The sequence below is a fragment of the Pseudomonas sp. 18175 genome (assembly GCF_050432925.1).
Taxonomy (GTDB): Bacteria; Pseudomonadota; Gammaproteobacteria; order Pseudomonadales; family Pseudomonadaceae; genus Aquipseudomonas.
In genome coordinates, this window is sequence record NZ_JBKFTO010000010.1 from 165,586 (window position 1) to 179,059 (window position 13,474).

Here is a 13,474-nt window from a genome sequence, read left to right on the forward strand (position 1 = left end):
TTACTGATCCACTGCATTCGCGAGCAAGCCCGCTCCCACATTTTTTAGACCGAGTCGGGCTTTAGTTGCTCTTCACCGCATAGTCCGGCTTCTTGTCATTGCCCGGAATGTACGGGCTCCACGGCTGTGCACGGATCGGCTCATTGGTTTGCCACACAACGGAGAACTGCCCATCCGCCTGGATCTCACCGATCATCACCGGCTTGTGCAAGTGGTGGTTGGTCTTGTCCATGGTCAGGGTAAAGCCCGACGGTGCTGCAAACGTCTGCCCGGCCAGGGCTTCACGCACTTTGTCGACATCGGTGGACTTGGCTTTTTCCGCCGCCTGGGCCCACATGTGGATGCCCACGTAGGTGGCTTCCATCGGGTCGTTGGTCACGGCTTTGTCGGCGCCCGGCAGGTTGTGTTTCTTGGCGTAGGCTTTCCAGTCCGCCACGAATTTCTTGTTCACCGGGTTTTCCACCGACTGGAAGTAGTTCCAGGCGGCGAGGTTGCCCACCAGCGGCTTGGTGTCGATGCCGCGCAGTTCTTCTTCGCCCACCGAGAACGCCACCACCGGTACGTCGGTGGCTTTCAAGCCCTGGTTGGCCAGCTCTTTGTAGAACGGCACGTTCGAATCGCCGTTCACGGTGGAGATCACCGCAGTCTTGCCACCGGCCGAGAACTTTTTGATGTTGGCCACGATGGTCTGGTAATCGGCATGGCCGAACGGGGTGTAGACCTCTTCGATATCTTTATCCGCCACGCCTTTGGAATGCAGGAACGAGCGCAGAATCTTGTTGGTGGTGCGCGGGTACACGTAGTCGGTGCCCAGCAGGAAGAAGCGCTTGGCCGCGCCGCCTTCTTCGCTCATCAGGTATTCCACCGCAGGGATGGCCTGCTGGTTCGGCGCCGCACCGGTATAGAACACGTTCGGCGACATCTCTTCGCCTTCGTATTGCACGGGGTAGAACAGCAGGCCGTTGAGTTCTTCGAACACCGGCAACACCGATTTGCGCGACACCGACGTCCAGCAACCAAATACCACGGCCACTTTGTCCTGGGTCAGCAACTGCCGGCCTTTTTCGGCGAACAGCGGCCAGTTGGACGCCGGGTCCACCACCACCGGTTCAAGCATCTTGCCGTTCACGCCGCCCTTGGCGTTGATCTCGTCGATGGTCATCAACGCCATGTCTTTAAGGGACGTTTCGGAGATGGCCATGGTGCCCGACAGCGAGTGCAGGATGCCGACCTTGATGGTCTCGGCGGCCTGGATCGTCCAGGTCATGCCCATGGCGGCAATGGATGCCGAAAGAGTGAAAGCCTTGATCAAGCTGCGACGCTTCATGGTGCAATCTCCGTGACCGATTTTTCTTGGATGGCTGATGGAGGTAGGAGATAGCAAGGGCTGTGCCTAAGTCGCCAAAGCCGTGCAGGCAAGGGGTGGGCCCAGGCACTGCTGGTCAGGCGGTGCACCATTGTGGCGCTCGACGAGGGCGCGCGTGCACGCCGATGGGCTGTTGTGGTGCCAGGTGAACATTATGTAGCGCACTGACGGGGGGCCGCGCTCTCAAGATGAGAAACCTTTAGTGCCTGTCCTGTGAGGTGGGCCTGTTGTTTCAATTCTATGTTATGAGGTGCACTCATGGATGAACTGCGAGACCGCGAAAAACGCGAAGCCCGCCTCAAGGGGCATGCAAAGCTCGGTGCGATCACTCCGGCTTTCGCCAGCCCTGACGATGCTGCCCGTTATCTTCACGAGCGTATCGGCAGTCGCAGTGATGTGGAGTACGGCAGCATTATTCTGCGCCGGCTGTCCGATGACTTGTATGTCGCTACCGAACCCGTTCCCGGCCAAAGCGTGTCGTTCAGTTTTGATCAGTTGCTGGAACGTGGCCCTGACAATCACTTCGTGCAGCCAGAGGGCTACAAGATTGCGGCGAGCCTGCATTCACACCCTGACCATACTGCCGAAATACAGCGGCGCAACCCGCGCTGGCCGTCTGCACAAGTCAAAGCCTTCACCAGTTTTTTTTCGGAAACTGACGTTGCCGCCAATCATGGCATGAGCGTCAGTACGCCCATGGCCTACCTGTCGGGCCCCGACGGGACGTTGCTGCGTTATCAACTCAGTTATTCGAATGCCGAATATCAATATGCACTGTGGCTTCACACAAAAGGCCCATGGGAATCGCCCCATGCCCACGATGGCACCGTCAAGGGCGCGTTCAAAAAACTCGCCTCGGTGGGGCACTTGCGGTTTCTTCAGTCGAGCCCTGTATGGGGAGGGGCGGTGGGGGACGTGCCTGAAAACTGGGAGCCGATGAAACCCTTTCACGCACTGCCATTAACCTTGGCCTGCGGGCCAGTATTTGCTGACAAGGCTCAGGCACTGTCTCGGGCGTGGACACGCATTCAGCGCAAGCCCACTGCCAGGCAGCGCGTGCTTATTCTCAAGCACGCGACCCACGAACATTACATCGCTTCGGAGCCGGAGTTTGCCGGGCCCGCTGGCTGGCCCGAAGGCGACGCGCTGCCGCAGCTTCCTGCCGGATTTCATCTGTACGGTATCTATTTTCATGCGCGGCCACTGCCGGGGCAGTCTCCGGCTTTTGAGGACTGGCTGTTCAGTAATTTCGTAAGCCCAATAGGGTTGGCGCAGCATATTGCACAGTGGCGCCGCTATGGGCTTAAGACGCGGGTTTTTCTGTACATCCGCATGCGCGACGAAGCTATCCTGCGCTACCGCTTTTCAGGCTCGGCGCTGGAATCTCAGTTGTTTACCCAGGCGGCCGACGGCACCGTCAGCGATAACGGTATCCAGGCCTCGCTGCACAATGGCTCGTTGCTGACCCGCGATTTCGTCCGGCAAGTGGCCGCTGCCGGCGAACTGAGCGTGGAAAAAACCAGCGCACTGTGGGATCGCAGCGGCGTAGTGGGTGACGACTGGCTGCCCTATGCGAGGTTTGGGTTGCCGACCTTGAGCGCGGCGTTTTTGTCGGCCGACGACGCCGCCCGTTATGCCCACCGCCAGATTGGCCAGCGCCGCGAGCAGCCGCTGAGCGGCCTGATCCTGCAACGGCGCGACGGGCGCTTTGTGATCAGCGAGCCTGTGCCTACCGGCCCGAGGCCGTTTGCGTTCAACGAGCTGTACCCACTGGACCGTCAGAAAAAACCGATCATTCTCGCCCCAGGGCATCGTTTGCATGGGCGTTATGGCTCGCGCCGGGCGTTGTCGCTCACCGACCCTGCGCACACCCTGCGCTACAAATGGACCCGCCAGGCGGCCGAGCTCTACGGCCAGATGTTTCACGACCATGACGTGGCCGACCTGTTGGCTGCTGGCGGCGTTGGCTACCTGTCGGGGGCCGAAGACAGTTTGATTGCCTTGGCACCGGCCACCACGCTGCCGGCGTGGCGCGAGCAATGGCAGGCGCCGGTAGGTGGCGGCAACAGTGCGATTGCCAAGAGCCTGGAGGACGGCACCAAAGCCCCTGCCGATGTGGTCCGCACCCTGGCCGAGATTGGCACGCTGCGGGTGGTGATGGGCAATGCCCTGTGGGGGCCGGCCGGGTATGTCGAGCTGGATTGGGGGCCATGGGTGCGGACCCTGGCGTACCAGCGGCCCGAATCGGTTGGTCATGGGCCGGTTTTTGACAGTGCCGATGCGGCCGCCAATGACTTGCTCCTGCGCGATCCGGATGACCAGGGCGAACGCGCTGTCAGCCGTTACTTCGCGTTCATTCTCAAGCATGAAGCGCGCGACGAGTACGTGGCCAGTGAGCTGATTCCGGTCACCGCCAAGTCACCGTTGCTGTCGCTTACCAGCCTATATGGCGCGGGCCTGCCAGAAGGTTTTGCATGCCACAGCCTGTATTACACCCGCCAGTGGGCGGGCAACGGTTCCACCGATTGGCTGCAACGGTTTTTTATTACCCCCGCCGACTTGAGCGAAGCCATCACCCAGGCGCGGGCCAATGCCTGGTTGCCGCCACGCGGTGCACCGGTGTATATCGCGCCGCCGGAAGGCGCGCTGCTGTGTTACCAGTCGCCTTCTACCCGTGCGATGTTCGAGTCCCTCAGCGAAGCGGACTCGGCCAGCGCGCTGCAAGCCAAGTTGGAGGTCGGCACCCTGGCGCCGATTCAGGTGGTGCGCCGGGTGGCTTCGTCGGGCAGCCTACGTGTGGTCCAAAGTAGCCATTGCTGGGATCGCGTCGGCGCGGTGCCAGGGCTGTGGAATGCTTACGAACACCTGCTGCGCCGTCGCCTGAGCCCGGCGTTTCTCACAATGGACGACGCCGCACGCTATGTACGTGGGCGTGTGCCCACTGGTTTGGAATACACCTATGGCGGCGTGATCCTGCGCCGCGATGACGGCTGGTTCGTCGCGACCGAACCGCTGCGGGTGCCGGATGAAGTGTTCGATATCAAATGGGTGTTCCCCGATGAGGTGGTCAGCCGTGGCCTGTACCCGTCACGCGTGGCCGTGGTCGGGGCCTATCATTCACGGCCCGCCCGGCAGTGGCCGTTTGTGCTTTCGCCGGCGGAATCGACGGTGTACGGCAATATGTTTTCCACACGCCTGCTGGCCCAGTCGTTGTCGGTGGAACAAGCGCGGCGTTATCACTACCTGCTGGCGCCGGACGGTGCGTTGATTCGCTTGCGGCCCCGCCCCGAACTGAAGTACCCGCAGGTCTCGCCGCTGGACCTGATACCCCGTCCCCGCAGTCGCTGCGATTGGCTGCGCGGCCGGTTGGAGCGCCTGGTCCGCAACGGTGAGTTGACTCCCAGTGAATACGTCAACCGTGTGGCCGCCACCTTCGAATTGCAGGTGGTCGTGGGCAGTGCCATGTGGGGGGAACAGGGGCGGGTGGTGGCCTGGAGTGCCTTTACCTCCCCGGCCCGTGTCGACACCCGGTATGTGCAGGCCGAGCACGACCCGGCGTGCAGCCCGGTGCATATCCGTGCCGACGATGCGGTGCGTTATGCCCACGAGCGGGCCGGCATGCGGGGTGAGTTGCAATTTGGCTATGTGATGCAGGCCAAGGGCAACGGGCATTTTGTGACCACGCTGCCGGTCACCGATGCTGGCTCGAACCTGGCCCATCGGCGGGTCTTTTCCGAAGCGGGCTACCCCCACGGCCATGAGCTGGCCGGGATTTATGTGTGTGGGCCAATGGTGGATGACTTCCATCCAGGCAGCCCATGGCAGGCTGGCGATGAGATTTTCCACGGGCTGATCTCACCCATCACCTTCATGACGGCGTTTTATCAGGTGGCTGTCACCCCCAAGCGCGCCGCTTTGCCTCTCTATCTGTCGTGTGCCGATGGGGCCTTGCTGAAGTTCACGGTACGCAACGGGATCATTTTCCAGCAGAGCGACCTGATCAGCCTGCGCGAGCGGCAACTGAGCCCGCGCGACTATATCCGGCGCATGGCGGCGGCCGGGGAGTTGCGCATCGTGGTGCCCAGCACCCACTGGCCGCAGGTGGGCGTGGTGGACGCACAGTGGCAGCCCGGACGCTCACAGGGCGTACTGCCCGCTGGGGAAAGCCCTTTTGCATTGGGGCCGGTGCATGCCCATCGGGACGATGCGGCGCAGTTTGTGCACCAGCGTGCCGGGCGCTTTAGCGGCCAGCAGGCGATCAGCGCATTGCTGGAGCGAACCAAGGGCCGTGAAAGCCATGTGCCGGTCCTGGCGGTGCCGGATGATGGTTTCCCATCGACGATCGCAACCAGCCTGTTCCCCGCGCAGTGGCCTGCCGGGTTTCGTGTCAGCGCCGCGCACCTGGTGTTTCACGCCGGGCTTGATCAGCCCCAGTTGGGCGTTGAGTTGTCCTATCGGCAAAACTTTGTCTCTTGGCGTGAGCTGGCTTATTACGTTCACGACTTGAAAAAAAGTGGTTTCGCCATCAGCGCGTTTTACCTGACGGCCCGCGACGGCGCGTTGCTCAGCTACATCCCGCAGTTCAACAAGGACGAGTACAACCTGCTGGCGACCACCGGCAAATGGAGCGCCGAGGGCGGCTATACCTCGTTCGCACCCGACCCCTCCCATGTGCTCTCGGAGTTGGCGCGCATCGGCGAGTTGCGTGTGATCGGCAGTGGCGACTTCTGGACTGTGCGCACCCGGCTCAACGCCGAACTGAACTTGCCCGGCACCTCCACCCAACGGCCCATCAGGGATGAACTGTAATCACGCGAGGGATTTCGCAATGTCTACACATGCTGCATATGAACTGGTGAGGCACCTGAGCCCGTCCTTTCTTACCCCGGACGATGCTGCCCGCTACGCGATGGCTCAGATTGACCAACGCCAGGGCCGTGCCATGGGCGGCTACATCCTTATTGATCCTGGCGGTCACTTTCGAGCGACGATGCCCCTTGAAGGCGTGCTGGAGGACTTTTTGTTTGAAGGGCCGTTTGTCATGGAGACTGATGGTGATCGATTAATGCCCGTGGGGTATCGGTACCATGCCTACTACTTTTGCGACATTGATCGCCAGGCCCAGATCCAGCGTCTGCGACCCAGTTGGTCGGCGCAACGTATTGCCCTGACTCAGAGTTTTCCGGCATCCAGGGCGACGGCGGCCTTGAACCTACAGGTATCTACGTTCTATGCCGTTGGCCCCCAGGGCTCTCTGGTCCGGTTCTGGGCTGATACCGGCGTCTCTATGCGCGGGGGGCCGGCACCTGCCCCCCAAGACTATGCGCTGCCAGCCGAGCACGAACCGGTAGAGCGCTACATTCACGACCTGATGGAAAAAGGCGAGTTAGCGGTGGTGATCAGCTCGCCGGCCTGGGCGGGCTGGCGCGGCCCCTTATCGCGACGCTGGAAGGCCTATGCGCCCGACCCGCAACCGGCCAATGTCGACCCCTATATCAGCCAGGTATATGGCGCAGCCCAGGCGGCCATGGACTTCGCCGGGCAGCGCCTGTTGCTCAAGCCCAAGGTCCGGCAGATGGGCTTTTTGCTCAAGCACCAGCACCTGGCCAGGTTTGTCGTGACCGAGCCGGTGGTGGTGGATGAGCCGGTCTTTGCGCCGGGCCTGGTCTTTCGCGCAGGCTCCGATGGCGCATTCTTTATGCCGCCCGGTTATCAGTTCGCGGGCATGTACTGGCTTGCCATCGATACCCCGGCGCCGGCGCAGGTTACGCAACCATGGCTGTATGAGCGCTTTATTGCGCCCATGGTGCTGGCCCATGGGATAAACCTTCACCGAGCGTTGAAGGTAACTGACCTGGCCTTGTACGTGAGCACCGTTGATGGCGCGCAGTTGCGCTATGGGTTTTCCGGTTCGGTGGCCGAATCGCGGTTCTATAACCCGCCGAAAGACTCGCAGTCAGGTATCGACAACGGCCAGCAAGCCGCGTTGGATGAGGGCCGGTTGCCGGTGCGCACGTATATCCAGCAAGTGGCGGCTGCCGGCGACTTGTCCGTGGTCAAGACCAGTGCGCTATGGGATGTACCCGGGCGTGTCGATACAACGTGGCAGCCGTATTCGCGCCATCCGCAGGCGAGTCTGAGCCCTGTGTTTGTGCTGGCCGATGATGCGGCGCGGTATGCCCACGGGCAGATCGGTAGCCGCCGGGAGCACGAGTACATCGGCTTGATTCTCAAGAATGCGCAGCAACGGTTTGTTGCCACCGAGCCCCAGATCAACCCCGGTGCGCGCTTTGATATGCGTCAGGTCGGCCCGGTGGACCGTGCCGGCTTGCCAGTGGTGATGCCGGCCGGGTTCAGCCTGTATGGGGTGTACAGCTCCCGCGCCCGTGTAGCGATGGCGCAGGGTGATGAAGCCCAGGTGGCGGCGCAGATGTTTACCGATGTCGATATTCATCAAGTTCTCAGCCTCGCGCCCAAGCTGGCGGTGGCCTATTTGTCTGGCTCTGCCGACAGCCTGCTCGCCTTCGAGCCTTACGCTGCAGACCTGAGCCGCGAGCTGTATGACTTGAGCGCGCCACAGCGCGGCGGTAGCCAGTTGCAGCGCCAGTTGCAGGACCAGACGCTGGTGCCCAGCGATATCGTGCGGGCAATGGTGCTGGCCGGGGTGCTGCGGGTGGTGCTCGGCAATCGAGTGTGGGGCCCTCCTGCCAAGGTGCAAAGCGACTGGTCGCCGCCGTATGACCAGGACGCAGACCACGTACCGGCGCAGCCGCAACTGGGGCCGGTGTTTGCCACGGCCCGTGAAGCGGTGGTGGATGCTTGCCAGCGCTGGCGCCGCAGCTATTGCCTGGCGCCCCAGGGCCTTGGGTTGGTGCTCAAGAGCCGGGTGGGCGATGAGTTCGTCGCCACCCAAACCGTGGCGGGAGCGCTGCTTGACCGCCTGCAATTTGCCAGTGAGTTTGGCGCGCCGGTATTGACCGAACACTTCAGTGTCCACGCGGTTTACTACAGTGCCCATGGCCTGCCCAAAGGGCTGCGTGGGCAAGCCGCCTGGGTGGGGCGGCACTTTATCGGGGCGCAGGATTTATACGCCGCGCTCTATAACCAACAGGCCGCGCGCCGCGCCAGTTTTGCCCAGGCCCTGGAGGTTTACCTGTCGCTACTCGACGGCGCCTTGCTGGTGTTGAAGGCCGGCTTTGATCCGTTTGCGTTGTTCCTGGATGAACGCGGCGCCCTCGATCCGCAGGCGTTGCCGGCCAAGCTCGGGCAAACACTGACGGGCCAGGCGTACGTGCGCCAGGTGGCCCAGGCCGGTGAACTTCGCGTGTTGGCCGCCAGTACCTGTTGGGACGTGCCCGGCCGTGTCGGCAAGGACTGGATCGCCGCAGCGCAGGTCAACCGGCATGCGTTGGGCCCCTGTTTTATCTCGGCGGACGATGCTGCGCGTCACGCCCAGCTGCGTCTGGGCAATCGGCGCGATCAGGTTTACGGCGGGCTGATCCTGCGCCGCACCGATGGTCTGTATGTGGCGACTGAGCCGGTGGCCGTGTATGTGGAGAACTTCGCGCCGGGCTGGATTCGCCGGGATGAGCTGGTGGTGCAGTCGCAGTTTCTGGGCGGCAGTACGGCGGTGGCGCGTTATCACACACGACTGGCGGGTGAGCTGCCGTTTGCCTTGAGCGAGGGCGAGCGGGCGCTGTACCAGAACATGTTCAGTACGGATTTCCTGGGCGCCATGCTTGACGAGTCGCCGACAGCGTTGCGGTTTACCACGGGGCTGGAATACCTGTTTTGCGCGGATGGCGCGTTGCTCAGTGTTGCCACCGGGGGTGGCGCCCTTGAGCATGCGCTCGCCGCCAAATTGGCGGTGCGCGGCACGACCCATCCCAAACACAACGCGCTGGAGCAGGCGTTGCGCACCGGTACGCTGGCGCCCCGCGAGTACGTCAACCGAGTGGCGCGGGCACTGGTGTTGCGGGTGATCAAGGGCAGCGCGCAGTGGGGACGCCCGACGCGGGTGACTCAGTGGCAGGCCCCAACGCCGCTCACGCCGTTAACGGTGGACGGCGCCCTCAGCCCAGTGTTTGTGCAGTTGACCGATGCCCTGCAGTACGTGCACCGACAAAGCGGCGCGCGCCGGCAACTGACCTATGGCGCAGTGTTCAAGGTGCGCAACCTGGAGCTCTACCTGGCCAGCGTTCCTCAACCGGCGGGCAGCGCAGACCTGAACCTGGAACGGTTGCTGGTCGATGGCATGCCGCCGGTCGGTGTCGAGCTGTTGGGGCTGTATCTATGCCCGCCTGCACAGCCTGAGCAGTGGGTGGATGACCCCGTGTATCGTTACTTTGTCGCGCCCTCGGACCTGACGCGCGCGACGGGCTTCAAAGGCGGCAAGCGCAACGGCTACTTGCCGGTGTTTGTCGGGTGTACCGACGGTGCATGGCTGCGCTTGGCGCCGCACGCGGGCGCTGCGTGGCCGGCGTTCGAGAGTGTGCCGGTGCAGGCGTTGGCCTACGTGCACCACGTCGCAACGACCCTTGATATGACGGTCGTGCACAGCAGTGACGTGTGGGGCGCCAAGGGGCGGGTCGGTGCCGACTGGCAACCCCGGCACGCGGCACCGCGCCTGGACCCGGCGCTGGCGTTGGGCCCGCTGTTTTCCCACCCCGACGACGCAGCCCGCCATGCCCTGCGGCGGCTCGGGCGCGGGCGTGACGCGCCGTTCCTCGGCCTGGTGTTGGTGAACGCAACGTCCACCTCGTTCGTGGCCCTCGAACCGGTGCGTGACACCGGTATCGAATCGCCGTTGCCCGAGCGCCTGTTTCAGCTTGAGGGTAGCCTGCTCAACCCCTCGCCACCGGCGCCAGCGTATCCGTCTGGCTTCAAGTTGGTGGCAGTGCATCTGCTGTTTCAGCGTATGGCTGTCGACTCGGATGCCAGCGCCGCCGACCAGCGCCTGGGCGAGCATTTTGTCGCGCAGGCCACGCTGGGGTTCTATCGCGACTTGCTCAGGGTCAGCGGTGTGCGCGGGGCGTTCTGTTACCTGTCGACGCGCCAGAATGGCCTGCTCAAGTACGTGCCCCGGTTTACCGAGCGTGAAGCGCAACTGTTCAGCACGGGGATCTTTGGCTCGCCGCCGTTCCGCCCCACGCAGTGGCTGTCGCGCCTGGCTAGCGACGGTGTGCTCCAGGTGTTGGATCAGGACAACTACTGGACACGCCGCGGTGTGCTGACTGTGGATTGGACTGGGGAGGAACAGCCAGTCTGGCAGGTGCAGCCGGCCTATCCGCCCAAGGATGAGCTATGACCGCCTGCGCATCAGTCCGATAAAAAACAGCCCGCCAATCGCCGCCGTGGCCACGCCGATGGGCAGGTCTTCGGGGGCGATCAGGGTGCGTGCGGCCACATCGACCCAGACCAGGAACAGGCTGCCCAGCAGCGCACACACCGGTAGCAACCGGCGATGCTCGGCGCCCACCAGGCGCCGGGCGATGTGCGGGATCATCAGCCCGACAAAACCAATGGAGCCGCTGATGGACACCAGCACACCGGTTATCAGCGAGGCCACCACAAACACCTTCAAGCGCACGGCGCGTGCATTGAGGCCGAGGGTTACGGCGGTTTGCTCGCCGGCCATCAAGGCGTTCAATGGGCGGGCCATGCCCAACAATATCAATAGCCCCAGTAACACCGTGGCGGCAGGAACTGCCAGCAGTTCCCAGCGCGCCAGGCCCAAGCCGCCGAGCATCCAGAACATCACCGCCGACGCCGCGCGATGATCGCCCATGAACAGCAACAGATTGGCCGCCGCCATCATCACAAACGACACCGCCACGCCGCACAGCAGCAGGCGATCACTCTCCAGGCGCCCGTTGCGGCTGGCCACCGCCAGCACCACCAGCATGCTCGCCAACGCGCCGATGAACGCAGCGATGGGCAAGGTCAGCAGACCGACGATTTCACCCACATGCAGCACCACGATCACCGCGCCCAAGGTGGCGCCGGACGTTACGCCCAGCAGGTGCGGGTCGGCCAGCGGGTTGCGCGTGACGGCTTGTAACACCGCGCCGATCAAGGCCAACCCCGCGCCGACCAATGCGCCGAGCAACATGCGCGGGACGCGAATCAGCCAGACGATATGTTCCTGCCCAGCCGGCCAATTTATCTCGCCGATGCCCAAGGACTTGTACAGCATGATCCGCCACACCACGTCCACCGGCACCCGTGCTGGGCCGAAGCCCAGCGAGATGACGCAGGAAACCAGCAACACCGACACGAGGGCCGCGAGCAACAAGGCATAGCGACGGGTGATCATTCGCCGTGGAACCCCTTGGCCAGGGTTTCGACGGCCAGCACATTGTCGATGCCCGGTGTGGCTTGCACGTAAGGGATCACGATGAAGCGCTGGTTCTTGATCGCGTCTACAGCTTGCAGCGCGGGGTTGTTCAGCAGGAAGGCCTGCTTCTGCTCGGCGGTTATTTCGCTGTAATCAACGATCACGATGACTTGCGGGTTGCGTTCCACCACGGTTTCCCAGTTGACGCGGGTCCAGCTGGCGTCTACGTCGTCGAGGATGTTGCGCCCACCGGCCGCGGTGATCAGCGCCTGGGGCATGCCCAGGCGGCCGGAGGTCATGGCGCGGTCTTCGCCGCTGTCGTAGAGGAACACCCGTGGTTTATCGGCGGGCAGGTCTTTTTGCACCTCGGCGATTTGCGCCTGCATCTGGGCGATCAAAGTGTTGGCGCGGTCTTGCACGTCGAAGATCCTGCCCAGGTTGCGCAGGTCGTTATAGGTGTCTTCAAGCGTTGCGGCCGGGCGCTTCATCACGAAGGCGCAGGACTCGGTCAGTTCATACACGTTGATGCCCAGGGGTTGCAGGCTCGCTGGCGTAAGGTCGCCGCCGACGCGCATGCCGTAATCCCAGCCGGCGAAGAAGAAATCCACGTTGGCGTTGAGCAGGGTTTCCACCGACGGGTACTTGCTCGCCAGCTCAGGCAGGCCGTCGAGGGTCTCGGCCGTTTGCGGTGTGACTGACTTCCAACCCGTTATGCCGCTGTAGCCGGCCATGCGCGGCTTGAGGCCGAGGGCGAGCATCATCTGGGTCATGTTGATGTCGTGGCTGACTGCGTGCTTTGGCGCCTCTTGGAAGGTCACGTTGCGGTTGCAGCTCTTGATGGTCAGTGGGTAATGAGTGGCTTGGGCGTACGCTTGAGAGGCACCGCACAGAAACGCTATAGCCAACAGGGAACGCAGGGTCATGGTTGGGTTATCCAGGTAATGCGGGGGTAGCCGGACAAGGGGTGAGTGTCGATCAGCGCGTCGACACCAAACACATCGCGCAGCAACTGGGCCGTCAGCACTTCATGGGGCGTGCCGCTGGCGACGATGCGCCCGTGGTTGATCACGTACAGGCGATCACAGAACGCGGCGGCCAGGTTGAGGTCATGGATGCTGGCCAAAGTACCGATGCCCAGGCCCTTGACCAGCCTGAGCAGCTCCAACTGATAGCGCGGGTCGAGGTGGTTGGTGGGCTCGTCGAGGATCAGCAATTGGGGTTGCTGGGCCAGGGCGCGGGCGAGGATCACGCGTTGTTTTTCACCGCCTGAAAGGGTGGCGAAGGCGTGGTCTTCGAAGCCCTGCATGCCGACCGATTGCAAGGCGTGCTGGACCAACTGCCGGTCGTGCAGGGTGTCGCCATCGAACAGGCCTTTGTGGGGCGTGCGGCCCATGGCGACCACTTCATCCACCCGCAGGCCGAAGGCGTCGGGGAACTCCTGCAACACCACGGCGATGCGTTGGGCGCACCATTTGGCGCTTTGGTTCCACACGTTCTGGTGGTCGACCAACACGTCACCGCGCACCGGTTGGGTGAAGCGATAGGCGCATCGCAGCAGGCTGGTCTTGCCGCTGCCGTTGGGGCCGATCAGGCCGACGAATTCCCCCGCACCGACCTGCAGGCTGGCGTCACGCAGGTGGAACTGGTGGTGGCAGTGGCTGGTTGGGGACCAGTTGACGCCGGTGAGGGTGAGTGAAGTCATCAACATTCTCTGGCTCAGCGCAGATCAAAATGTGGGAGCGGGCTTGCTCGCGAATGCGGTGTGTCAGCCA

General features: G+C 63.0%; 6 protein-coding genes. 2 read left to right on the forward strand and 4 right to left on the reverse strand.

The features are described from left to right. Positions 1–61 precede the first annotated feature (61 nt). On the reverse strand, positions 62–1,327 hold the full coding sequence (gene urtA / locus ACLD1Y_RS15850) for an urea ABC transporter substrate-binding protein (protein WP_429478813.1): 1,266 nt from the start codon (positions 1,325–1,327) through the stop codon (positions 62–64). Positions 1,328–1,624: 297 nt separating this feature from the next. Here urtA and ACLD1Y_RS15855 point away from each other — a divergent pair, with 297 nt between their 5' ends. Further along, positions 1,625–6,175 carry a DUF4329 domain-containing protein gene (locus ACLD1Y_RS15855; protein ID WP_429478814.1) on the forward strand — a complete coding sequence of 1,517 codons (4,551 nt, stop codon included), beginning with the start codon at positions 1,625–1,627 and terminating at the stop codon, positions 6,173–6,175. Between the two features lie 19 nt (positions 6,176–6,194). Then, positions 6,195–10,673 (forward strand): hypothetical protein, encoded by a 4,479-nt coding sequence (locus ACLD1Y_RS15860; RefSeq protein ID WP_429478815.1) that lies wholly within the window; start codon positions 6,195–6,197, stop codon positions 10,671–10,673. Here the strand turns inward: ACLD1Y_RS15860 and ACLD1Y_RS15865 are convergent. From ACLD1Y_RS15865 to ACLD1Y_RS15875, 3 genes are read right to left on the reverse strand one after another with little or no spacing between them, the layout of a single operon-like run. Then, on the reverse strand, positions 10,668–11,681 hold the full coding sequence (locus ACLD1Y_RS15865) for a FecCD family ABC transporter permease (RefSeq protein WP_429478816.1): 1,014 nt from the start codon (positions 11,679–11,681) through the stop codon (positions 10,668–10,670). The genes ACLD1Y_RS15860 and ACLD1Y_RS15865 overlap by 6 nt on opposite strands. Continuing rightward, entirely contained in the window at positions 11,678–12,625 is a 948-nt protein-coding gene (locus tag ACLD1Y_RS15870) for an ABC transporter substrate-binding protein (protein WP_429478817.1), read from the reverse strand. Before ACLD1Y_RS15870 ends, ACLD1Y_RS15865 begins: the two co-directional genes overlap by 4 nt. Then, positions 12,622–13,404, reverse strand: a complete 783-nt coding sequence (locus ACLD1Y_RS15875; protein ID WP_429478819.1) for an ABC transporter ATP-binding protein — start codon at positions 13,402–13,404, stop codon at positions 12,622–12,624. Before ACLD1Y_RS15875 ends, ACLD1Y_RS15870 begins: the two co-directional genes overlap by 4 nt. Between the last annotated feature and the right edge of the window lie 70 nt (positions 13,405–13,474).